22 protein-coding genes are annotated in these 21229 nt (G+C 70.6%); 5 read left to right on the top strand and 17 right to left on the bottom strand.

The window, feature by feature from the left end; all coding sequences use genetic code 11:
• From ACQ860_RS15015 to ACQ860_RS15005, 3 genes are read left to right on the top strand one after another with little or no spacing between them, the layout of a single operon-like run.
• Window positions 1-660 (top strand): hypothetical protein, encoded by a 660-nt coding sequence (locus ACQ860_RS15015; RefSeq protein ID WP_431304146.1) that lies wholly within the window; start codon window positions 1-3, stop codon window positions 658-660.
• Window positions 657-1826, top strand: coding sequence for an MFS transporter (locus tag ACQ860_RS15010; protein WP_431304145.1), 1170 nt, complete (start codon window positions 657-659; stop codon window positions 1824-1826). Before ACQ860_RS15015 ends, ACQ860_RS15010 begins: the two co-directional genes overlap by 4 nt.
• A complete protein-coding gene (locus ACQ860_RS15005; protein ID WP_431304144.1) occupies window positions 1826-2371 on the top strand; it encodes a hypothetical protein in 546 nt (181 codons plus the stop codon). The genes ACQ860_RS15010 and ACQ860_RS15005 overlap by 1 nt, the downstream gene beginning before the upstream one ends.
• Before the next feature lie 3 nt (window positions 2372-2374).
• On the opposite strand, the gene ACQ860_RS15000 is transcribed toward ACQ860_RS15005, so the two are convergent.
• From ACQ860_RS15000 to ACQ860_RS14970, 7 genes are all read right to left on the bottom strand, one after another.
• Complete coding sequence (locus ACQ860_RS15000) at window positions 2375-2632, bottom strand: hypothetical protein (RefSeq protein ID WP_431304143.1); 258 nt, start codon at window positions 2630-2632, stop codon at window positions 2375-2377.
• 120 nt (window positions 2633-2752) lie between these two features.
• A complete protein-coding gene (locus ACQ860_RS14995; protein WP_431304142.1) occupies window positions 2753-3730 on the bottom strand; it encodes an MBL fold metallo-hydrolase in 978 nt (325 codons plus the stop codon).
• Between the two features lie 94 nt (window positions 3731-3824).
• On the bottom strand, window positions 3825-4799 hold the full coding sequence (locus ACQ860_RS14990) for an MBL fold metallo-hydrolase (protein WP_431304141.1): 975 nt from the start codon (window positions 4797-4799) through the stop codon (window positions 3825-3827).
• A 37-nt stretch (window positions 4800-4836) separates the two neighbouring features.
• A complete protein-coding gene (locus ACQ860_RS14985; RefSeq protein WP_431304140.1) occupies window positions 4837-6096 on the bottom strand; it encodes a class I SAM-dependent RNA methyltransferase in 1260 nt (419 codons plus the stop codon).
• A 225-nt stretch (window positions 6097-6321) separates the two neighbouring features.
• A complete protein-coding gene (locus tag ACQ860_RS14980) occupies window positions 6322-7524 on the bottom strand; it encodes an acyl-CoA dehydrogenase (protein WP_431304139.1) in 1203 nt (400 codons plus the stop codon).
• 132 nt (window positions 7525-7656) lie between these two features.
• Window positions 7657-8499 (bottom strand): c-type cytochrome, encoded by an 843-nt coding sequence (locus tag ACQ860_RS14975; RefSeq protein WP_431304138.1) that lies wholly within the window; start codon window positions 8497-8499, stop codon window positions 7657-7659.
• Between the two features lie 72 nt (window positions 8500-8571).
• Window positions 8572-10524: a DEAD/DEAH box helicase gene (locus tag ACQ860_RS14970; RefSeq protein ID WP_431305764.1), complete on the bottom strand. Its 1953-nt coding sequence runs from the start codon at window positions 10522-10524 to the stop codon at window positions 8572-8574.
• 202 nt (window positions 10525-10726) lie between these two features.
• Here ACQ860_RS14970 and ACQ860_RS14965 point away from each other — a divergent pair, with 202 nt between their 5' ends.
• Complete coding sequence (locus ACQ860_RS14965; protein WP_431304137.1) at window positions 10727-11428, top strand: alpha/beta fold hydrolase; 702 nt, start codon at window positions 10727-10729, stop codon at window positions 11426-11428.
• Here the strand turns inward: ACQ860_RS14965 and ACQ860_RS14960 are convergent.
• Together ACQ860_RS14960 and ACQ860_RS14955 are read right to left on the bottom strand one after the other, a co-directional pair.
• A complete protein-coding gene (locus ACQ860_RS14960) occupies window positions 11406-11813 on the bottom strand; it encodes a hypothetical protein (protein WP_431304136.1) in 408 nt (135 codons plus the stop codon). The two genes, ACQ860_RS14965 and ACQ860_RS14960, sit on opposite strands and share 23 nt — an antisense overlap.
• A gap of 6 nt (window positions 11814-11819) precedes the next feature.
• Window positions 11820-11969 (bottom strand): hypothetical protein, encoded by a 150-nt coding sequence (locus ACQ860_RS14955; RefSeq protein WP_431304135.1) that lies wholly within the window; start codon window positions 11967-11969, stop codon window positions 11820-11822.
• 209 nt (window positions 11970-12178) lie between these two features.
• On the opposite strand from ACQ860_RS14955, the gene ACQ860_RS14950 reads away from it, so the two are divergent.
• Window positions 12179-12922 (top strand): DUF4189 domain-containing protein, encoded by a 744-nt coding sequence (locus tag ACQ860_RS14950; RefSeq protein WP_431304134.1) that lies wholly within the window; start codon window positions 12179-12181, stop codon window positions 12920-12922.
• A gap of 15 nt (window positions 12923-12937) precedes the next feature.
• On the opposite strand, the gene ACQ860_RS14945 is transcribed toward ACQ860_RS14950, so the two are convergent.
• From ACQ860_RS14945 to hppD, 8 genes are all read right to left on the bottom strand, one after another.
• Window positions 12938-13882, bottom strand: coding sequence for an alpha/beta fold hydrolase (locus ACQ860_RS14945; protein WP_431304133.1), 945 nt, complete (start codon window positions 13880-13882; stop codon window positions 12938-12940).
• Window positions 13883-13912: 30 nt separating this feature from the next.
• Window positions 13913-14794: an ABC transporter permease gene (locus ACQ860_RS14940; protein WP_431304132.1), complete on the bottom strand. Its 882-nt coding sequence runs from the start codon at window positions 14792-14794 to the stop codon at window positions 13913-13915.
• Window positions 14791-15738 carry an ABC transporter permease gene (locus tag ACQ860_RS14935; protein WP_431304131.1) on the bottom strand — a complete coding sequence of 316 codons (948 nt, stop codon included), beginning with the start codon at window positions 15736-15738 and terminating at the stop codon, window positions 14791-14793. The genes ACQ860_RS14940 and ACQ860_RS14935 overlap by 4 nt, the downstream gene beginning before the upstream one ends.
• A 1-nt stretch (window position 15739) precedes the next feature.
• Window positions 15740-17254: an ABC transporter substrate-binding protein gene (locus ACQ860_RS14930; RefSeq protein ID WP_431304130.1), complete on the bottom strand. Its 1515-nt coding sequence runs from the start codon at window positions 17252-17254 to the stop codon at window positions 15740-15742.
• A complete protein-coding gene (locus tag ACQ860_RS14925) occupies window positions 17251-18279 on the bottom strand; it encodes an ABC transporter ATP-binding protein (protein ID WP_431304129.1) in 1029 nt (342 codons plus the stop codon). The genes ACQ860_RS14930 and ACQ860_RS14925 overlap by 4 nt, the downstream gene beginning before the upstream one ends.
• Entirely contained in the window at window positions 18276-19241 is a 966-nt protein-coding gene (locus ACQ860_RS14920) for an ABC transporter ATP-binding protein (protein ID WP_431304128.1), read from the bottom strand. The genes ACQ860_RS14925 and ACQ860_RS14920 overlap by 4 nt, the downstream gene beginning before the upstream one ends.
• The gene (locus ACQ860_RS14915) at window positions 19238-19939 is read right to left on the bottom strand and encodes a DUF1028 domain-containing protein (RefSeq protein ID WP_431304127.1); all 702 of its coding nucleotides are present in this window, start codon (window positions 19937-19939) and stop codon (window positions 19238-19240) included. The genes ACQ860_RS14920 and ACQ860_RS14915 overlap by 4 nt, the downstream gene beginning before the upstream one ends.
• Before the next feature lie 179 nt (window positions 19940-20118).
• Entirely contained in the window at window positions 20119-21219 is a 1101-nt protein-coding gene (gene hppD / locus ACQ860_RS14910; RefSeq protein ID WP_431304126.1) for a 4-hydroxyphenylpyruvate dioxygenase, read from the bottom strand.
• Between the last annotated feature and the right edge of the window lie 10 nt (window positions 21220-21229).

The following is a 21229-nucleotide window of genomic DNA, read 5'->3' as shown; positions in this document are numbered from 1 at the left end:
ATGCGGCGGCGCCTCGCCCTGCTCGGCCTGCTGGCCGGCTGCACCAGGCCGGCGCCGCCATCCCCGGAGGACTCCGTGATCCCGCCCTATTTCGCGCAGTGGGAATCGCCCGAGCTGGTGGGCGAATTCCTCGAAGGCCGCGACGCCGCGACCGATCCGCGCTGGGCGGAATCGGGTGCGACCGACATCGCGGAGTATGCCCGCTGGGCCGAGCATCTTTGCGGCATGGCCTGCCTGAAAATGGCCATGGCCTCGCGCGGCCAGCGGCACACCATCCATGACCTGCGGCGCGGCGTGCAGCCCCTGGGCGGCTATGTCGAGCAGCCGGATGGCGACATCAGCGGCCTGATCTATGTCGGCGCCGTGCGCTGGCTGAACGAACGGGGCATCGCCGCGCGGATCGTGCTGGACGAGCCCATGCCGAGCCTGGCGCCGGGTGAGTTCTACATCGCCTCCGTCCATGCCGCGATCCGCACGCCGGAGGTGGAGCCGCCCCGCAAGGGCGGCCACCTGGTGCTGGTCTTCGGCACGGATGAGGCGGGGCGCTGGCGCTTCCACAACCCCTCCGGCATTGGTGCGGCGCAGCAGCGCGATGTGCGCCTTTCGCCCGAGACCTTCTCGCGCTTTCACGCGGATCGGGGCATCCTCATCCCGTTGTGAACCGCACCTCAGATCGCGCGCTGGTCCTTGGGACGGCCCTGACCCAGACGATCGGCTGGGGCACGCTGTTCATCCCCTTCGCGCTGATGGTGCAGCCCATGGAGGCGGCCCTCGGCTGGAGCCGGGCGGAGATCAACGGCGCCTTCACCCTCGGCATCCTGCTCTCCGGCATCCTTGCCATTCCGGTCGGCCGCTGGGTGGACCGGCAGGGCGGCCAGGCGCCGCTCGCCTGGGGCAGCGTACTGGGCAGCGCCATGCTGGCGCTCTGGGCGATCACGGACCAGCTCTGGCTCTTCTACCTCGTCTGGATCGGCCTCGGTGTCGCGCATGCGACCGCGCTCTGGGGGCCGGCGATGGCGGTGGTGGTGGCGCTGGCTAGGCAGCCCATGCGGGTCATCACGGCCATCACCTTCATCACCGGCTTCGCGGGCACCATCTTCGTGCCGCTGGTGGCCGCGCTCATCGCGGGCTTCGGCTGGCGGGGCGCGCTCTGGATCCTGGCGGCCGTGCAATTGCTGCCGGCGGCGACGGCCTGGTGGCAGTTCGCGGGTGCGCAGCCGCCCACGCCGCATGAGCGGCAGAACAGCGACGAGGCCTATCGCCGCACGCTGCGCCGCCCGGCCTTCTGGGGCCTGGCGCTGTGCTTCGCCGCGCATGCCTTCATCGGCGTCTCGCTCGGCGCGCATCTCGTGCCCCTGCTGCGTGAGGCGGGGCTGCCGGAGGCGAGCGTGATCCTGCTGGTGGCACTTCACGGCCCCTTGCAGGTGGCGGCGCGCGCAGGCCTCTACGTCGCGGGCTCGCGCGCCTCGACGCGCTGGGTGGGCTTGGGCGCCATGCTGCTGCTGCCCATCGCGCTGGCCTGGCTGGGCGGCGCGCCGGCCGCCTTCCTGTGGCTGCTGCCCTTCGTCTTCTGCTGGGCGGTGGCGGATGGATTGCTCACCATCGTCCGCGCCGCCGGAACCGCGGAAATCCTGGGGCGCGAGGGTTATGGCGCGGTGACGGGCGCGCTCAGCCTGATCGCCGTGCTGCCGCGCACCCTTGGCCCCATCACGGTCGCCCTCATCTGGGAGGCTCAGGGCGGCTATGCTTCCGTGCCCTGGATCCTCGCCGCGGTCGGCATGCTGGGGGCGGCGAGCTTCGTTCTCGCCCTGAGGGACAAGGGATGATGCGCGCCTTTCTCCTGCTGATGCTCATGATGGGCCCGGCCCTCGGCCAGACCCTCACCCTCCCGGGCGAGGCACGCTTCGGCGATGACCGGCGGGCGGTGCGCTTCACCTTCCTCTGCTCGGCCAATGCGGGCCCGCAGGTGACGGGCGTGCTGGGCGTGGAGCTGGCCATCCCCCGACATGCCAGCCTGCGCCCGCAGTTCAATTTCGACGTCTTCGAGGGGCCCGATGCGCGGGCGGGGCGGCGGACGGCGCTGGAGAGCCAGGCGGGCGGCGCGGCGGCCCGGATGCAGGCGGAGGTCAGCGGCTCGATCGGCGTGGCGGAGGATGCGCCCTTCCAGTTCGGCCTCTATGCCGCCCGGCGGGGCGAGGTGGCCCGGCTCGGTGAGGTCGCGCGCCTGCTGGCGCCGCTGACGCTGGGGCAGGCGCAGCTCACCTGGACCCAGTGGCAGCCGCGCGGCCCGGCGATTGAAGCGCGGCTCATGGTCTCCGCGGAAAATGCCGCGCGGCTGCGGAGCCTGCTTGCGCCCTGCTTCCCAAGGTAGCGATCAGCGGGCCGCCGTGCGGCGGATCGGCGTGCCGGGGAAGTTCTGGTTGAACTGGGCCTGGCGGGCGGCGCGGGCCGCGCGGTCGGCGGCGGTGCCGGAACCCTGGGTGGTGGTCATGCCCTGCAGCGTGGACAGGTTCTGCGGCAGGTTCCAGGACTGGCCGTACATCACGCCGTTGGAGGAGATGCCCTGCGCGGAGGCAGCGCCAGCGAAACCGGCGATCAGCAGGGCGGCGGCGGCGATGGTGATGCGGCGCATGGCGGTGGTCCTTCTCGCTTCGGGGCGGGAGGATGTCCCCCGCCGGTGAGAGAAGAATTAGCGCCAGGACCACAATAGGCGTGAGACCGTAAAAACGATCATCACGATAGGATTGGCCGATTATATGGCGTTGGTCCAATCGGCCGGCACGAAGCGGAAGCCCTCGCCCATGCGCTGGACGAAGCCATTGGCCGGGAAAGGGAAATGATAGGCCGTCATCCGCGCCCGCTCGGCCGCGATGCGGTCGAAGATGGCGATGCGGCTGGCCGTGGCCGTCGGCCCGTCAATGTCGAAGATGCTGGTCCAGCCCGGGTTGCGCAGGAAGAGCTCGGGCCGCGAGGCCGTGTCGGCGGTGACGAAGAGCTGGTCCGCGCCGTCGGCCACATGGAAGACGGTGTGGCCCGGCGTGTGGCCATAAGCGGCGACCGCGCGCACCCCGGGCAGGATCTCGGCGCCGGCGGCGAAGCGCTCCACCTTGCCCTGGTACGGCCCGAAGCGGCGCGTGACATTGGCGAAGGTGCCGCGCTGGAACTCCGGCACGCTGCCGCTGTTGGAGGAATCCGTCCAGAAGGCCCACTCGACCTCCGGCACGAAGACCTGCGCATTGGGGAAGACGGCGGCGTTCTCGGCGGTGGTGAGGCCGGTGATGTGGTCGCCATGGAAATGGCTGACCAGAATGCGCGTGACGCGGGCCGGGTCAATGCCGGCGGCGGCCAGGTTCTCGCGCATGCGGCCGGCGGTGGGGGCGAGTTGCCCACCCGTGCCGCTGTCGAACATGGTCAGCCCGGCCGGCGTCTCCAGGAAGGTGACGATGAAGGGATTGTCCAGCCGCGCGGTGGAGAGCATCGCATCGCGCAGCGCGCCCTCGACGGCCGCCTGGTCAGCATTCACGATCCAGCCGCGGCCGGGGTTCTGGCGCGGCGCGAAGCCATCCCACACCGTGGTGGCGACGAAGCCGCCGACGCGGAAGCGGTAGAAGCCCGGCGCCTGGGAAGGTGCTGCGGCGGGGGCGGCCGTTTGGGCCACCGCGCCCCCGATCAGCGCGGGGGCGGCGAGCAGCGCGCCGGTGGCGGCCAGAAGATGGCGGCGGTCTGTCATGACATGTCTCTCCACGAAGGGTGATGTCTGGCAAGGCCGGCCGCGATCTGGCCGGAAGGAAACCCGCCCGGGCGAGGCCGGGCGGGGAGTTCGTTCAGACGGCGCTCGACCAGTCGGCCGGCACGAAGCGATAGCCCTGGCCGTCGCGCGTGAAGAAGCCATTCGCCGGGAAGGGGAAGTGATAGCCCGTCACGCGGACGCGGTCCGTCGCCGCCATGTCGAGGATGCGGCGGCGGGTGGCGGCGGCGGCATCGCCATCGAAGTCGAAGACGATCTGCCAGTCGGGGCGGCGGGCCATCAGCTCGGGCCGGTTGGTCACGTCGGCCAGGAAGATCATCTGATCCGCGCCGTCGCTGATGCGGTAGATGGTGTGGCCCGGCGTGTGGCCATGCGCGGCGATGGAGCTGATGCCCGGCATGACCTCACCGCCTGGCGTGATCTGCCGGACGCGGCCCTGATAGGGCGCGAAGCGGCGCGCGGCATTGGCGAAGGTGGGGCGCTGGCCCTCGGGGCTGCGGGTGCTGTTGCCCTCATCGGTCCACCAGGCCCATTCGGGGGCGGGGACGATGATCTCGGCATTGGGGAAGGCGCGGCCGTTCTCGGCGTTGAGCAGGCCGTTGATGTGGTCGCCATGGAAATGGCTCTGGATCACATGCGTCACGCGCGCGGGATCAATGCCGGCGGCGGCCATGTTGGCGATCATCCGACCATTGGTGGCGCCGGCCGCGGTCACGCCATTGCCGGCGTCGAAGACCACCAGCGCGTCGCCGCGCTGGGCGAAGGTGATGGTGAAGTTGATGGTCAGCGCATCGCCGGGCAGGAAGCTCTCGGCCATCACGGCCTGCACCTCGGGCAGCGGCGCATTGCGCACGAAGCCCTCGAGCGGGCGGCGGAAGAAGCCATCATGCACGGTGGTGATCAGCCAGCCGCCGACGCGGAAGCGGTAGAAGCCGGGGGCCTGCGCCGCGGGCGCCGGGGCGGCGCCCTGTTGCGCGGCGGCGGGCAGCGCCAGCGCCGTGGCGAAGGCGGCGGAGCCGGCGAAGAGCGTGCGGCGGTTGGACGCGATCATCTGGTTATCTCCCTGGAATGATCAGGGAGATAAAGTCTCAACGCGCAAATACAACCACGCTTTCCAGATGCGGCGACCAAAGGAACTGGTCCACCGGCGTCGCCGAGACGAGCCGGAACCCGGCTTCCCGCAGCGTGCCCGCATCCCGCCCGAGCGCCGCCGGGCTGCAGGAGACATAGATCAGGTGGGGCAGCGTGCTGCGCGCGATCTGTGCCACCTGCTCGGCCGCGCCGGCGAACGGCGGGTCGAGCACCACGGTCGCGAAGGCCTTGAGCTCGGCCGGCAGGAGCGGCTGGCGCACCAGGTCCCGCCGCGCGGGCTGCACGCGCGAGGCCTGGGCGGCATTGACCGCGAGGCGCAGCGCCTCGGCCGCCGCGGGGTCGCCCTCATAGGCGTGCACCACATGGTTGGCGGCGAGCGGGAAGGAGAGCGTGCCGATCCCGGCATAGAGATCGGCGATGCGCGCGCGGGGCGACAGCTTCTTCGGCAAGCCGGCGAGGACCGCGGCGATGATCGCGGCCTCGCCCTCCGCACTCGCCTGGAGGAATGCGCCGGGCGGCGGTGAGACGGGGATGCCGGAGAGCATGTGGCGCACCGGCTTCACCTGCGCCGCGACCTCGGCCGGCGCGCCCTTCCCCGCCCAGGCGATGCGCGGGATACCGGCGCGCGCGGCGAAATCCGCGAGCATCTTGCGATCGGCCATGGTGAGCGGCGCATCGGTGCGCAGCAGGATATCGGCGCCCGTGTCGAGCCAGTTGATGACGGCCGAGCCCAGGCGCTTCAGCGCGTTCAACCCACGCAGCGCATCCTGAAGCGCGGGCAGGAGCGCCACGAGCGAAGGCAGCATCACATGGCATTCGCGCATGGGCACGAGATGCGTCGCGCCGCGCTCGTGAAAGCCGATCTCGACGCGGCCATCGGTCAGGCGTTCCAGCCCGAGATCGGCGCGCTGCCGCACGGCACGCGGCGTCGCCACCATCGGCGCCACATCCGGGTCGGCATAGCCGGCGCGCGAGAGAGCTTCCGCGAGCCGCCCGCGCTTCCATTCGGCATAGGGCGGGGCGTCCCAGTGCTGCAGCGCGCATCCGCCGCAGATGGTGAAGTGGCGGCAGGGTGGCTCCACGCGATCCGGGCTGGCCAAGACGATGCTCTCCAGCACCGCGCGATCCTTGCCCGCCACACGCGCGGCGACGCGCTCGCCCGGCAAGGTGAAGGAGACGAAGGCCGCTCCGCCATCCGGCAGCGGCGCGATGCCGTCGCCAGCGGCCCCCATTTGCGTGACCGTGAGTTCCAGCATGGGGGAGCCTTCCAGGAAAAATCAGGCGGGCCGGGACCACCCGCCCAAGCCCATCGCCACGCCAGACGCCGCGCCCGGCGTGGCCCTCATGTGGCTTCGCCACATGAGGATCAACCGCCCCGCCAGGATCAACACCAAACCGGGGCCCCCACGAAAGCGCGAAGCGATTTCGTGGGGAAGTGAGACGGGGCCCCCGCAAAAATGCCGAAGGCGTTTTTGCGGGGATTACCCGAAAGCGTTGAGTCCGGTGATGGCACGGCCGAGGATCAGCGCATGCACGTCATGCGTGCCCTCATAGGTGTTCACCGTCTCGAGGTTCATGACGTGGCGGATCACGTGATACTCATCCACGATGCCATTGCCGCCGTGCATGTCACGCGCCACGCGGGCGATGTCGAGCGCCTTGCCGCAATTGTTGCGCTTGATCAGGCTGATCATCTCGGGCGCGGCCTTGCCCTCGTCGAAGAGGCGGCCCACGCGCAGCGCGGCCTGCAGGCCGAGGGTGATCTCGGTCTCCATGTCGGCCAGCTTCTTCTGGATGAGCTGCGTCTGCGCCAGCGGCTTGCCGAACATCTTGCGGTTCAGCGTGTAGTCGCGCGCGGCGTGCATGCAGAATTCGGCGGCCCCCAGCACGCCCCAGGCGATGCCGTAGCGCGCGCGGTTGAGGCAGGAGAAGGGGCCGGCCAGCGAGCGCACGCCCGGCAGGCGGTTCTCATCGGGGACGAAGACCTCATCCATCATGATCATGCCGGTGATGGAGGGGCGCAGCGAGAACTTGCCCTCGATCTTCGGCGTGGTGAGGCCCTTCATCCCGCGCTCGAGCAGGAAGCCGCCCAGCGTGCCCTCGTCATCCTTCGCCCAGACCAGGCAGACATCGGAGATGGGGGAGTTGGTGATCCAGGTCTTGGAGCCGGAGACGAGCCAGCCGCCATCCACCTTCTTCGCGCGGGTGCGCATGGAGGAGGGGTCGGAGCCGGCATCGGGCTCGGTCAGGCCGAAGCAGCCGACCCATTCGCCGGTGCGCAGCTTCGGCAGGAATTTTTGTTTTTGCGCCTCGGAGCCATAGGCATGAATGGGGAACATCACGAGGCTGGACTGGACGGAGAAGGCGGAGCGGTAGCCGCTGTCCACCCGCTCCACCTCGCGCGCCATCAGGCCGTAGGCGACGTAGGAGACGCCGGCGCAGCCATAGCCCTCCAGCGTGGCGCCCAGGAAACCCTGCTCGCCGAAGGCGTTCATGATGGAGCGGTCGAAGGTCTCGTGCCGGTTGGCCATCAGCACGCCAGGCATCAGGCGGTCCTGGCAGAAGGCGCGCGCCGCGTCGCGGATCATGCGCTCGTCTTCGGTGAGCTGCTCATCCAGCAGGAAGGCGTCGTCCCACTGGAAGGGCGCGGGCTTCGACTTGAGGGCGGGCGAGACGACGTTCATGAGCTTCTTCCTTCCGGCGATGCTGGCGCGCTGGCTTTAACATGCCTGAGTTGGGCAGGGCCATAAGCCCTGCAACCCGATCGAGCATGATCCGCTGAGGTGGAACACCGAGGCGGTAAATCATCCTCGCAGCTAATCCAGCGGCGGCAGACTGCGGAAATAGGCGAAAAGATCGGCGATGTCCTGATCCGTCATCGCGGCCCAGACCCGCCCGCGCCCCATGGGTGGCATGAGCGGGCGGCCATCGGCGCCGATCTCCTCGCGCAGCGCGCGGGTGAACTGCGCCAGCGTCCAGTTGCCGATGCCGGTGGTGCTGGGCGTCAGGTTGCGCGCGACGACGGTGCCCCAGGGGCCGGTGAAGGAGAGGCCCTGCGCGCCCTCGCGCCCCGGGATGATCCGCATGTCGGGGCCCCGGCCGGAATGGCAGTCGAGGCAATGGGCGATGGGGCCGGCGAGATAGGCGCCGCGCGCCACGGGGTTGTCGGCGGGCGGGGGCAGGTTCGCCACCACAGGGTGGGTCGGCACCGGGAAGGGATAGCTGGAGCGCCCCTGCACCGCGTTGCGCACCGGCGGCACGCTGCGGAGATACGCGGCCATGGCGGCGGCATCGGCGTCGGAGATGCGCTGGTAGAAATCCGCCGGCATGGGCCAGCCGATATTGCTGCCATCGGGGCGCTTGCCTTCACGGATGGCACGGATGAGTTGCGCCTCGGTCCAATTGCCGATGCCGGTCTCGCGGTCGGGCGTGATGTTGGGGACCACGGCCCGCATCGGGCCTTCCTCGATCACCCAGCCGCCGGCCAGGCCGCGCCCGGGCAGGGGTGCGCCATCCGGCCCGCGGCTGGCGTGGCAATTGGCACAATGGCCAGCAATTTCGACGAGGCAGCGCCCGCGTTCGAGCTGGGCGGTGGAGGGCTGCGCCCCGGCCGTGCCGACCCAAAGCGCGCATAGCCCAGCCAGGATCCACCGCCGCATCCCCAACCTCCCGTTCGTGTCGTTGCCGGAAGGTCAGAAAAGGCGGTGCGGTGGCTGCAAGAAAACGCCGCGTCAGGCGGCGGCTTCGGCGCCCTGGCCCAGGGGAGCGACGCCCTCCGCCGGCGTCTCGGCGGCGAGCATGGCGGGCGTGTCCGGCATGGCTTCAGCCGGGGCCTCGGCGGCGGCCGCTTCAACGACGGGCGCCTCCGTGGCGGAAGCCTCCGGGGCCGGGCGCTTCGGACGCGGAATCGGGATCAGCATGAAGGCGGGGATGCTGTCGCCGAAGCCGCGCACGGCAGGGCCCATATCGTCACGGTCGCGGTCACGGCCGCGCGGGGCGTCGTCGCGGTCACGCGCGCGGGGCGCGTCGTCGCGGTCACGCGCGCGGGGCGCGTCATCGCGGTCACGCGCGCGAGGCGCGTCATCGCGGTCGCGGCGCGGGCGCGCGCCCTCGTCGCGGCGGAACTCGTCGCGCGGCGGGCGGGCATCGCCGCGGCGCGGGCGGTCCTCGCGGCGCGGGCGGTCCTCGGCGACCGCGACTTCGGCAGGCGCGGCCTCCTCGGCGTCACGGCGCGGGCCGCGGCCGTCGCGACGGCCGTCACCCCGGCTGCCCTCACCGCGTCCACCGCGATCGCGGCCACCCCGGCTCGGCTCCGCGCGGCCGCCCGGGCGGGCGCCGCCCCGGCCACGCCGGCGGGTCGCCGCCTCGGCGATCTCCTCCTCGGTCACGACATCGAGGCCATCCACCTGCATGCGTGGAATGGCGGCGCCGGTCAGCTTCTCGATGGCCTGGACGAGCTTGCCGTCATCCGCCGTCGCGATGGTGTAGGCATGGCCCTCGCGCCCCGCGCGGCCTGTGCGGCCGATGCGGTGGACGTAATCCTCGGAGTGGAAGGGCACGTCGAAGTTGAAGACGTGGCTGAGGCCGCCGATGTCGAGGCCACGCGCCGCGACATCGGAGCAGACGAGCAGCTGGATCTCATTCGCCTTGAAGGCGTTGAGCGTGGCGAAGCGGGCGGACTGGTCCATGTCGCCATGCAGCGCGCCGACCGAGAAGCCGTGCCGCTTGAGCGACTTGTAGAGGATGTCCACCTCGATCTTGCGGTTGCAGAAGATCAGCGCGTTCTGCACCTGCTCGCGCCGGATCAGGCGGCGCAGCGCCTCGCGCTTGTCGCGCTCCTGCACATAGAGCACGCCGGTGGTGATCGTCGTCGCCACCGTGGCGGGGCGGGAGACGGTGATCTCCTTCGGGTTCTGCAGGAAGGCATCGGCCAGCTTGCGGATCTCGGGCGCCATGGTGGCGGAGAAGAACAGCGTCTGCCGAAGGCGCGGGATGATCTGCACGATGCGCTCGACATCGGGGATGAAGCCCATGTCCAGCATGCGGTCGGCTTCGTCGATCACCAGCAGCTTGCAATCCGCCATCAGGATGCGGCCGCGGTCGAAGAGGTCGAGCAGGCGGCCCGGCGTGGCGATCAGCACGTCCACGCCCTTCTCGAGCACGTCGCGCTGGTCGTTCATGCTCTCGCCGCCGATCAGCAGCGCGTGGTTCAGGTTGAGGTGCTTGCCGTATTTCACGAACTGCTCGGCCACCTGCAGCGCGAGCTCGCGCGTCGGCTCCAGGATCAGGCTGCGCGGCATGCGGGCCTTGGCGCGCGAGCCCGCGAGGATGTCCATCATCGGCAGGGTGAAGCTGGCGGTCTTGCCGGTGCCGGTCTGCGCGCAGCCCAGCACGTCCCGGCCCATCAGCACGATGGGGATCGCCTGTTCCTGGATCGGCGTCGGGTGGGTGTAGCCGGCCTCGGTGACGGCGCGGACCAGCTCGTCGGAGAGGCCGAGATCGGCGAAGACGGTGCGGGGTGCCGCGGCCTCTTCCGGTTCGGCTTCCGCCACGGGCGCTTCGTCGGCGTCCGCGGCGAGGATCTCGACCGGCTCGGCGGGTTCTTCCGCGACGATCTCGGCGATGGGCTGTTCGATCACGGGGGCAGCGGCCGCATCGGCGGCGGGAAGGCTCTCTCCGGGCATGTCACTCGCCACGGCGGCGTTCGGGGTGGTCTCGTTCAAAATGGGGCATCCTGGCCTAAGGGGGCCCGCGCGAAGGCGCAGGGCCGCTCGGGCGGACCTGCCGCCCTCTTCATCAACGGGGGGCATATGCGCCCGAAACGGGCAGCTTGCAACCGGAAACCGGGCAATTGCGCCCAAGGGGACCGCGATTTATGCCCGTCGCATGGCGATTCCACTGCTCCTGCTCCCCGGCCTTCTCTGCGACGCGCGGCTCTGGCGCGATTGCCTTCCCGCAGGTGCGGAGGCGCGCATCGCCGACCTGACGCGGGATGACAGCGTCGCCGCCATGGCGCGCCGCGCGCTGGAGCTGGTGGTGGATGCGCCGCATTTCGCCGTGGCCGGCCTTTCCATGGGCGGCTATGTCGCGCTGGAGGTCTGGCGCCAGGCCGCGCCGCGCGTCACACATCTGGCGCTGCTCGACACCTCCGCCCGGCCTGACACGCCCGAGCAGACGCAACGCCGGCTCGACCTCATCGCGCTCTCCGGGCGCGGCGCTTTCAAGGGCGTCACGCCCCGCCTGTTGCCGATGCTGCTGCATCCCTCGCGGCTTGAGGGCCCGCTCGCCGGCGAGGTGATGGAAATGGCCGAGCGCGTGGGCGTGGAGGGTTTCCTGCGGCAGCAGCGCGCCATCATGGCGCGGCCTGATTCCCGGCCGGACCTGCCGCGCATCGCCGTGCCCACGCTGGTGGCCTGCGGCGATGCCGATCTTCTGACGCCGCCCGCCCTGCATGATGAGATGGCGGCGCTGATCCCCCGCGCGCGACAGGTGAGCTTCGCCGGCTGCGGCCATCTGCCGACGATGGAGGCACCCGATGCGGTGCGCGCCGCGCTGGAGGATTGGCTCAGCCCGCCACGCAGCGCGTGACGTTGGGCTGATCCCGCGCCGGGATGGCGGTGGTGCCCGGCGGGCAGGGCGCCTGGGCGCGCGTCGGCGGCGCCAGGCCACGATCCCAGTCGCGCACCTCGGGGTCATCGCCGAGCCAGCCGGTGCCGGCGGCGCCGATGCCCGGGCCGCGCGAGCAGCGCCCCCGCCCCTGCGGCGTGCCGCCATGCGGGCAGAGGAAGGCGCGGGCGGAAGCCAGCGCGGCGGCGCTGGCGCGCGGGCTGCGCGGCTGGCCCAGCGGGCGCGCCTCCACCGCCCGCCCGGCGCCGTGCGTCTCGGTGCGGGGAGCGGTCGGGTTGCGCGGCAGCTCCTGCGCTGCGGCGGCGCCACACCAGGTGAGCGCGAGGAGGACGACGAGGGGGCGCATCTGCGCTCATTCTAGGACGTGATCCGGCGAAGCGGGATCGGCCTCGCGCCGTTCCGCGGAATGATTCACCGCCTCGGCGCCAGCGCCTTCGCGGATCATCCAAGCTTCGCCGGGAGGATGATTCACCGCTTCGGTGCCAGCACCTTCGCGGATCATGCTCCGTGACAAACCCCAAGATGAAGGGATTTGGGAAGGGGAGACGGCGCGCGGCAAATTCATGCGCGGGAACGCCTGTCCGGATTGCACTCAGGACATGGCTGCCGCATCCTTCCCAAATGAGGCAGTCCTGGCCCGATCTCCCGGCACCGAAGGCGCCCGCGGCGCGGCTTCGGCGCGCCGCGGGGCGATGGGCGGGCGCGGGATTGATGCGCGGCCTCCTTCTTCTGCTGACCATCCTCGCGCTGGCACTCCCGGCTGCGGCGCAGCAGCCGCAGCCCAGCCACGCCTGCCGGATCGCCTGCCGCGTCGGGCAGGCCCCGCCCTCCCCGGACCAGCGGCAATGCCTCTCGCAATGCATGGCGGGCCAGCCGATCAGCCGCGACGCGCCGGGGCAAGCGCGCCCCTCCGGCTCGCAGGCGGTCGCCCCCTCGGCGGTGGCACGGCCAGCACAGCCGCCGCCGCCAAACGCGCAACAGCAGCAGCAGCAGCAGCAACAACAACAGCAGCGCGGGCGTGGCGCGGCGCCGCCCCCCGGCGGGGCGCAGGCGGCGGCCCGCACGCCGCCACCCGCGGCGCAGCGGCCGGGCGCGACCTATGGCGCCTTCTATGTCGGCATCCCGCCCAGCATGAGCTATGGCATCTCCGTCGCGCAGCGCGACCGCAGCCAGGCGCATCGCCTGGCCGAGACCGCCTGCCGCGGGCGGGGCGGCAATTGCTCGCTCCAGATCGAGTTCAACGACATCTGCGTGGCGGTGGTGGAGGGCGTGCGTCGCGCGCCCAGCGCCTTCTTCATGACGAGCGACCCGCGCACCTATGTCGTGCGCGCCATCACCCTCGGCAATGCCGGAAATCCGGCCGATGCCGAGCGCATGGCGCGCGACGCCTGCGCGCTGCGTGAACGCGGCGGCCTGACCTGCCGCATCGTCCATGCGGAGTGCGGGGCGCGCTGAAGCGCCCGCCCCGGATCAGCGGCGCGCCGAACGCACCAGCTCGGCCAGCTCCCGGTTGAAGCGCGGCGCGTCCTCCCAGAAGGGCGCGTGGCCGATCGCCGGGTATTCGCTGAGCCGTGAGCCCGGAATGAGCGAGGCCGTGTGCCGCCCCATGCTGATGTCCGAGACCTTGTCCAGCGCGCCATGCGTCACCAGCACGGGCACATCCACGCTCCGCAGGCGCTGCTCGAAGGTGATGGGCCGGCCGCCCAGGCCGATCCGCACATGGCGCGGCACCATCATGTTGAAGGAGAGCATCACCTCGAAGTCATTGGCGCTGGGCTGCACCTCGAAGCAGTCGCGCAGGAAGGCGATGGTGGCGGCGATGGCGGTGGCAGGGTCCGCGCTGCCCATCGGGCCCAGGTGACGCAAGGCGCGGCCATAGCGCGAGGTATCGGCGGTGGAGGAGGTGGCGGCCACCCAGTTCATCGCCCCGATGGCGCCGGTGCCGTATTCGGCCACGTAGTCGCCCATCAGCCGCCCGGCATAGGACCAGCCGACCAGGGTGGGGCGCGCGAGCTGCAATTGCTCGATCACCGCCTTCACGTCATCGGCCCAGAGCTTGCTGTTGCGGTAGTGCTCATTGCCGACGGGCTTGTCGCTCATGCCATGGCCGCGCAGATCGAGTGCGACCATGCGGAAGTCGCGCGCGAGCGCCGGGTCGCGCGTCTGGCGGTCCCAGCAGAGCGCGGCTTGGGCATAGCCGTGCAGGAAGAGGATCGCGGGGCCCTGCGGGTTGCCATACTCATAGGCGGCGAGCGTCAGGCCATCCGGCGTGCGGATGTTGTGCGCGCGATAGGGCAGCGTGGGGCCGGCGGGGGCCGGCGCGGGCGTGGCGGGCGCCTGGGCCAGCACCACGCCGCCGGGCAGCGCGGCGGCGGCTGCAAGGCCTGCGGTGAGGGTGTTGCGGCGGCTGGGCATGAGATTCCTCCCTGAGGTTTGGGAGGAAGCCTAACGCCTCTGGCTCCGCGGATCGAGGGCGTCCCGCAGCCCATCGCCCACCAGATTGAAGGCCAGCACCACCAGGAAGATCGCCAGCCCCGGAAAGATGGCGAGCCAGGGCGCGGATTCGATGAAGCGCTGCGCCGAATTCAGCATCGAGCCCCAGGAGGGGTTGGGCGGCTGCTGGCCGAGGCCCAGGAAGCTGAGCGAGGCTTCGGCGATGATCGCCTCCGCGATGGCGAGCGTCGCCTGCACCAGCAGCGGCGGCAGGATGTTGGGCAGAACATGCAGAAGGCCGATGCGCCAGGGCGGATTGCCCATGGCGCGCGCCGCCTCCACCCAGTCGGTGCTGCGCGCATCCAGCGCCATGCCGCGCGCGAGCCGCACGAAGATGGGCGAGGCGGAGATGGCGATGGCGAGCATCGCATTCTCCAGCGCGGGGCCGAGGAAGGCGGCGAGCGCGATGGCGAGGATCAGGAAGGGGATGGAGAGCATGGCATCGGCCACGCGGCTGATCACCATGTCGATCCACTTGCCGCCCAGGCCGGCGAGCAGGCCGATCGGCACGCCGATCAGCGCCGCGCCGCCAACCGCGATGACGCCGGCCATGAGGCTGGCGCGCGCGCCGTGCAGCACGCGGCTCAGCACATCGCGGCCATTCTCGTCGGTGCCGAAGGGATGCGCCCAGGAGGGCGGCTGCCGCAGGCGGGACCAGCTGGTCTCCAGCGGGTCATAGGGCGCGAGCCAGGGGGCGAAGACCGCCGCCGCCACGAAGATGACGACGACGACCAGGCCGAACATGGCCAGCTTGTGCTGCGCGAAGCGGCGCAGCGCGCGGCGGCCGGGGCTTTCGCCCGTCTCGATGGCGGCTTGTCCCGTGGTGGTGCTCATGCCGTGCGCAGCCTCGGGTTGATGGCCATGTAGAGCATGTCGGCGATGAGGCTGAGGGTGACGAAGATCAGGGCCGTCGCCATCACCACGCCCTGCACCACCGGGTAGTCCCGGTTGAACACCGCATCCACCACCAGCTTGCCAAAGCCGGGGATGGAGAAGATCTGCTCGGTCAGCACCGCGCCCGCCAACAGGCGCCCGAACTCGATGGTGCCGAGTGTCACCACCGGGATCAGCGCATTGCGCAGCGCATGCTTGCCGACGACGAGCTTCTCCGAAAGGCCCTTGGCCCGCGCCGTTCGCACATAATCCTGGCTGAGGGCGCCGAGCATGGCCGCGCGGGTGTGGCGCATCAGCACGGAGGCGACGCCGGTGCCGAGCACGAAGGCCGGCATGATCGTCGTCTCCAGGCTCATCACCGGGTCTTCCCAGAGCGGCACATAGCCGCTGGGCGGCAGCCAGCCGAGCTGCACGGAAAACAGCAGGATCATCATGATGCCGAGCCAGAAATTCGGCATGGAGATGCCGAACAGGGCCACGCCATTGATCGCCCAGTCGGAGGGCCGGTCGCGCCAGACGGCGCTCAGCACGCCGGCCGGCACGCCGATCAGCACGCCGATGACGAAGCTCATCGCCGCCAGCTGGAAGGTGACGGGCAGCTTCTCGAGGATGAGCTGCCCCACCGGCATGCGGATGCGCCAGGAGAAGCCGAAATCCCCATGCAGCACACGCCAGAGCCAGTGCAGATATTGCTCCGCCAGCGGCCGGTCGAGCATCAATTCGGCGCGGATCTGCGCCAGCACCTGCGGGTCCCCCCGCTCCTCGCCCGCCAGGATCAGCGCGGGGTCGCCAGGCATGAGCTGCTGCAGCCCGAAGACCAGCACCGAGAGGATGAGCAGCGTCGGGATGACCTGCCCGAGCCGGCGGAGGAACCAGAGGAGCATGTTACTGGAGGCGCATGCCCTGCGGGCGGATCAGGCCGTCGGGCACGCTGACGAAGCCGTTGAGCCGCGCCGTATGCGCCACGATGTTCTTGCGGTGCCACAGGTAGATGCGGTGGCGGTCCTGCCGGAAGGCGATCTGGTAGGCCTGGGCATAAAGGGCGCGCCGCGCATCGGCATTGGATTCGACGCGCGCGGCATCCAGCAGGCGGTCCACCTCGGGGTTGCTGTAGCGCCCGTCATTCTGCGCGCCGCGCGAATGGGTGAAGGCCCAGAAATTGCCGTCGATGTCCACGCGGCCGGACCAGGCCACCAGATAGGTCTCGAACTCCCCGCGCGCGGCGGCTTGCAGCGAGGTGGCGAACTCCGTCGCGTTCAGGCGCAGCTCGAAGCCCGCCTCGCGCACCATGGCCTGGATCACCTCGCCCACCTGGCGGAGGTCGGGGTTGTTGGGCACGGTCATTTCCACGCGCACGGGCGTGGTCACGCCGGCCTCGCGCAGCAGGGCGCGGGCACGTTCCACATTGCGCGGCTCGGGGCGGAAGTCGCGGACATGCATCGGGTTGGCCGGCGGCACGGGCTGCGCGGTGGGGGCGAACATCCCCTCATAGACCACGCGGTTCAGCGCATCGCGGTCGATCGCCAGCTCGAAGGCCTCGCGCACGCGGGCATTCTGGCCCATCGGCGTCTGCGCGCGCGGGCCATTGCCGGTGTTGATGGTGATGCCCTGGTAGCCCAGCTCATCGCTGATCGAGAGGCGCAGGCGGTTGTTGCGGCGCACCGCCGGCACGTCATCCGGATCGATGGTCTGCACCATCTCCAGCGCGCCGGATTGCAGGTTGGCCAGGCGCACCGTGCTGTCCGGAATCGGCAGGTAGGTGATGCGGTTCAGGTGGATGGCGCCGGCATTCCAGTAGTCCGGGAAACGCTCCACCACGATGCGGTCCTGCGCCACGCGCTCGACGAAGCGGAAGGGCCCGGCGCAGACGGGACGGTTGCCGAAGTTGCGGCCGGCGGCCTCGGCGGCCTTGGGGCTCACGACCATGCCGGCGCGGTCGGTGAGCTGGCTCAGGAAGGGCGCGGAGGGCGCGGTGAGCTTGATGCGGATCTGCGCGGGGCTCACCACCTCCATCGCCTCGATGGTGTTGATCTCGCTGCGGCGGAAGCTGCCCTGCATGGTGAGGTGGCGGTTCAGGCTGTAGCGCACCGCCTCGGCATCCATCACCTCGCCATCATGGAAGCGCACGCCCTCGCGCAGCGTGATGAGCAGGGTGCGCGGGTCCTCCCAGGTATAGCCGGTGGCGAGCTGCGGGACGATTTCCAGCCGCTCATTGATGTCGAAGAGCTTGTCGCACAGGCTTGCGAAGACGATGCGGCCCACGAAGGTGCGTGCCAGCGTCGGGTCGAGGATGTCGGGGTCCTCACGCAGGCCGATGCGGAGATTTTGGGCCTGAGCCTCCGCGATGCCGGCGGAAAGACCGATGGCGGCGCAGGCGGCGAGTAGAATCCGGCGGATCATGCGGGTTGCTCCGTGAAGAAGGCTTGCAGTCGGGCGAGGCGCTGATCGGCCGCGGCCTCGCGGATCGGGGTGGCGGCGGGCAGGCTCTCCTGCAGGTGGCAGGCGGCGCGATGCGCTACGCCTTGCAGAAGCGGCGCCTGCTCGCGGCAGATGGCCTCAGCATAGGGGCAGCGCGTGTGGAAGCGGCAGCCAGCGGGCGGCGAGACCGGCGAGGGCACGTCGCCCTCCAGCAGCTTCGCCGTGGACCCCTGCCCCGGCACGGCGGCCAGCAGCGCGCGCGTGTAGGGGTGGCGTGGGCTGTGGAAGAGCGCCTCGGCCGGCCCCTGCTCCACCACCTGGCCGAGATACATCACCGCCACCTCATCGGCGATCTGCCTGACGACGCCGAGGTCGTGGCTGATCAGCACAAAGGTAAGGCCGAGCTCGCGGATCAGATCGCCCAGCAGGTTCACCACCTGCGCCTGCACGGAAACATCGAGTGCGGAGACCGGCTCATCGCCGATGATGAGCCGCGGCTCGGAGGCGAGCGCGCGGGCGATGGCGATGCGCTGGCGTTGGCCGCCGCTGAATTCATGCGGCCAGCGGCGCGCGAGTTCGGGCCGCAGGCCCACACGCTCCAGCAATTCGGCGACACGCGCACGCTCGCGGCCGCGATGCAGCTTGTGCAGGATGAGCGGCTCGGTGATCGCCGCCTCGACCGTCATGCGCGGATCGAGGCTGGCGAAGGGGTCCTGGAAGATGAGCTGCATCTCGCGCCGCCTGGCACGCAGCGCCGCGGGGGAGAGGGCAAGAACATCCTCGCCGTCGAAGCGAAGCGCGCCTGAATCCGGCTCGATCAGCCGCAGCAGCAGGCGGCCCAGCGTGGACTTCCCGCAGCCGCTCTCGCCCACGATGGCGAGCACGCGGCCGCGCGGCACGGCCAGCGAGACGCCATCCACCGCGCGCACCGCGCCGCGCGTGCGGCCCAGGCTGTCGCGGAAGGGGAAGTGCTTGACGAGGCCGTCAGCTTGAAGAAGGGGCGTCATGCCGCCAGCACCTGATCGAGCGGCGCGCGATGGCACGCCACGAGATGGCCGGGCGTCACCTCCGTCAGCGGCGGCAGCGCCGCACAGGCGGCGAGGGCGAAGGGGCAGCGCGGCGCGAAGCGGCAGCCGGGCGGCGGGCTGCGCAGATCGGGCACCGTGCCCTCGATGGAAGCGAGGCGCGCGCGGCGTGAGTCCAGGCGGGGTGCGGCGCCCAGCAGGCCGATGGTGTAGGGGTGCTCGGGCCGGGCAAACAACTCAGCCGTGGGCGCGCGTTCGGCGAGGCGGCCGGCATACATCACCGCCACCTCATCCGCATGGTCGCGCACCACGCCGAGATCATGGGTGATGAGGACGACAGCCGTTCCCGTCTCGCGCTTCAGCTCGTCCAGCAGGGCCAGGATCTGTGCCTGCACGGTCACATCCAGCGCGGTGGTGGGCTCGTCGGCGATGAGCAGCTTGGGCTTGCAGGCGAGCGCGATGGCGATCATCACGCGCTGGCGCATACCGCCCGAAAGCTGGTGCGGATACTGCTTCGCACGGCGCGCGGCTTCCGGGATGCGCACGCGCTCCAGCATGGCGATCGCCCGGTCCATCGCGTCGCGCGCGTTCAGACCCTCGTGCAGGCGCAGCGCCTCGGCCACCTGCTCGCCCGCGGTGAAGGCGGGGTTCAGGCTGGTCATCGGCTCCTGGAAGATCATGGCGAGCTCCCGCCCGCGCGCGCTGCGTTGGCGCTCGGGCGTCAGCGCCTGGCCGGCGAGGGTGAGGCGGCCCGAGACCTCGGCATTCTCGGCCAGCAGGCCGAGGATGGAGAGCGCGGTGGCCGACTTGCCGCAACCACTCTCGCCCACGATGGCGAGCGTCCGCCCGGGCTCGACCGAGAAGGAAAGGCCGTCCACCGCGCGCAGCACGCCGCGCTCGGTGTGGAAATCAATGCAGAGCCCTTCGACCTCGAGCGCGTTCATGCAACCCCTGCCTTCTGCAGCGCTTCGTTGATCACCGCGCGGTCGAAGACGCCCGGATGGTCGGCGCCGGGCAGGAAGCGGCGGAAATGCACGAAGCGCTGCTGCGCCACGCCATGCAGGCGGCGCAGCTCGGCCAGCGGGTCGGCATGGTCATCCACGCGCAGGTCGAGATCCGGGTAGGGGTCGTTCGAGGTCACGATCAGCGCGGCGGATTGCTTGCCCCGCGCATCGCCGCCCGCGGCCTCGCCCGCTTCCATGGCCTGGATCAGCCGCAGCGCCATCGGCAGATGCGGCGCGGCGAGGTAAGCGGTCAGCGTATCTTCGACCACGCGGGGACCGGCGAGCATGTTGCCGGCGACCGAGACATTCTCCGCCCGCACCGCGCCGCACCAGGGCACGCAGTCGGACCCGGTGTGCTGCGCGATGCGCCCATCGGCCGAAAGGATGTGGCATTGCCGGGACTCCCGCCCGGCATCGGCGGCGAGCAAGGCGGCCAGCGCCTCCTCCGGCGCGGCGCCGTTGCGAAGCGAGTCGAGCCCGCGCGGGGCATAGAGCGGATTGATCAGCGCCTGGGTGGCCAGCGCGCCAATTGCCGCCTCGGCGCGCGGGCAGAGCGCGCCCACCGCGAAAAAGCGGGTCGCGACGATGACGCCCAATTCTCCGCTCTGCGGATCGCGGGCGAGGAGGGACCAGGTCATGACCCCGCAATGAAACCAGCCGCCTTCGCGCGCAAGGGGGGGTCACACGGATGCCCCGCCGGCGCTCTCCCCCGGTGCCTCCCAAACAGGCAGAGCCCGCGAAGTCAGGGTGCACGGACTGTGAAAGCCACGCGGGGTTTTCACCCCTGCCGGGGAGCGTGAGGGGCGGCGCCCCTGGCCTATTCCGCGGCGGGCTTGAGCACGCCGCGCCGCACCTGATCCAGCTCGATGCTCTCGAACAGCGCGCGGAAATTGCCCTCGCCGAACCCCTGGTCGCCCTTGCGCTGGATGAGTTCGAAGAAGATCGGCCCGATCACCGTGTTGGTGAAGATCTGCAGCAGCCGCCCGCCGGAGGGTGAGCCATCCATCAGGATGCGGTTCTTCTGCATCCGGGCCAGGTCCTCGCCCGTGTCGGGCAGGCGTGTGGGCAGCAGCTCGTAATAGGTGTCCGGCGTGTCGAGGAAGGCCACGCCCTCGGCGCGCAGGCCCTCCACGCTCGCGTAGATGTCCTTGGTGCCCATGGCGATGTGCTGGATGCCCTCCCCGCCATAGGCGCGCAGATATTCCTCGATCTGCGACTTGTCGTCGCTGCTCTCGTTGATGGGGATGCGGATCTGGCCGCAGGGCGAGGTCATGGCCTTGGATTTCAGGCCGGTCAGCTTGCCCTCGATGTCGAAGTAGCGAATCTCGCGGAAATTGAAGAGGCGCTCGTAGAAGCCGGCCCAGGCATCCATCCGGCCGCGATGGACGTTGTGCGTCAGGTGGTCGATCACCGTCAGCTCATTGCCTTTCGGGTGCGGGTCCACGCCGTCGATCCAGCGGAAATCCACGTCGTAGATCGAGCCCTTGGCGCCGTAGCGGTCCACGAAATAGATCAGCGAGCCGCCGATCCCCTCGATGGCCGGGATGTTCAGCTCCATCGGGCCCACGCGGCCATGGAAGGGGCGGGCGCCCAGGCTGATCGCACGCTCGAAGGCGGCGGCCGCATCGGCGACGCGAAAGGCCATGGCGCAGGCGGAAGGCCCGTGCACGCGGCCGAAGGATTGGGCGAAGCTCGCCGGCTCGGCATTCAGGATGAAGTTCACCTCGCCCTGGCGCCAGAGCGTCACATCCTTGCTGCGATGCCGCGCCACCATGGTGAAGCCGAGACGCGCGAAGACATCGCGCAGATGCGCCGTGTCGGGGCCGGTGAATTCCACGAATTCGAAGCCATCGGTGCCCATCGGGTTGGCCTCGCAGATGCGGCCGGCGATGTCGGTGCGGTCGGGCGGGATATCCATGGACGCTCTC

This window comes from Sediminicoccus sp. BL-A-41-H5 (genome assembly GCF_050632405.1).
Lineage (GTDB): Bacteria > Pseudomonadota > Alphaproteobacteria > Acetobacterales > Acetobacteraceae > Roseococcus.
The sequence above is the reverse complement of the archived record's forward strand: the minus strand, read 5'-3'. Positions and strand labels throughout refer to the sequence as shown.

Coding starts and splice junctions, on each gene's coding strand:
- ACQ860_RS14995 (WP_431304142.1), bottom strand. CDS start 3,730: ATGACAGACCGCCGCCATCTTCTGGCCGCCACCGGCGCGCTGCTCGCC.
- ACQ860_RS14960 (WP_431304136.1), bottom strand. CDS start 11,813: ATGCGCCCCCTCGTCGTCCTCCTCGCGCTCACCTGGTGTGGCGCCGCC.
- ACQ860_RS14975 (WP_431304138.1), bottom strand. CDS start 8,499: ATGCGGCGGTGGATCCTGGCTGGGCTATGCGCGCTTTGGGTCGGCACG.
- ACQ860_RS14945 (WP_431304133.1), bottom strand. CDS start 13,882: ATGCCCAGCCGCCGCAACACCCTCACCGCAGGCCTTGCAGCCGCCGCC.
- ACQ860_RS14925 (WP_431304129.1), bottom strand. CDS start 18,279: ATGACGCCCCTTCTTCAAGCTGACGGCCTCGTCAAGCACTTCCCCTTC.
- ACQ860_RS14980 (WP_431304139.1), bottom strand. CDS start 7,524: ATGAACGTCGTCTCGCCCGCCCTCAAGTCGAAGCCCGCGCCCTTCCAG.
- ACQ860_RS15015 (WP_431304146.1), top strand. CDS start 1: ATGCGGCGGCGCCTCGCCCTGCTCGGCCTGCTGGCCGGCTGCACCAGG.
- ACQ860_RS14930 (WP_431304130.1), bottom strand. CDS start 17,254: ATGATCCGCCGGATTCTACTCGCCGCCTGCGCCGCCATCGGTCTTTCC.
- ACQ860_RS14915 (WP_431304127.1), bottom strand. CDS start 19,939: ATGACCTGGTCCCTCCTCGCCCGCGATCCGCAGAGCGGAGAATTGGGC.
- ACQ860_RS14950 (WP_431304134.1), top strand. CDS start 12,179: ATGCGCGGCCTCCTTCTTCTGCTGACCATCCTCGCGCTGGCACTCCCG.
- ACQ860_RS14985 (WP_431304140.1), bottom strand. CDS start 6,096: ATGCTGGAACTCACGGTCACGCAAATGGGGGCCGCTGGCGACGGCATC.
- ACQ860_RS14990 (WP_431304141.1), bottom strand. CDS start 4,799: ATGATCGCGTCCAACCGCCGCACGCTCTTCGCCGGCTCCGCCGCCTTC.
- ACQ860_RS15000 (WP_431304143.1), bottom strand. CDS start 2,632: ATGCGCCGCATCACCATCGCCGCCGCCGCCCTGCTGATCGCCGGTTTC.
- ACQ860_RS14940 (WP_431304132.1), bottom strand. CDS start 14,794: ATGAGCACCACCACGGGACAAGCCGCCATCGAGACGGGCGAAAGCCCC.
- ACQ860_RS15005 (WP_431304144.1), top strand. CDS start 1,826: ATGCGCGCCTTTCTCCTGCTGATGCTCATGATGGGCCCGGCCCTCGGC.
- hppD (WP_431304126.1), bottom strand. CDS start 21,219: ATGGATATCCCGCCCGACCGCACCGACATCGCCGGCCGCATCTGCGAG.
- ACQ860_RS14935 (WP_431304131.1), bottom strand. CDS start 15,738: ATGCTCCTCTGGTTCCTCCGCCGGCTCGGGCAGGTCATCCCGACGCTG.
- ACQ860_RS14965 (WP_431304137.1), top strand. CDS start 10,727: ATGGCGATTCCACTGCTCCTGCTCCCCGGCCTTCTCTGCGACGCGCGG.
- ACQ860_RS14955 (WP_431304135.1), bottom strand. CDS start 11,969: ATGATCCGCGAAGGTGCTGGCACCGAAGCGGTGAATCATCCTCCCGGC.
- ACQ860_RS14970 (WP_431305764.1), bottom strand. CDS start 10,524: ATGCCCGGAGAGAGCCTTCCCGCCGCCGATGCGGCCGCTGCCCCCGTG.
- ACQ860_RS14920 (WP_431304128.1), bottom strand. CDS start 19,241: ATGAACGCGCTCGAGGTCGAAGGGCTCTGCATTGATTTCCACACCGAG.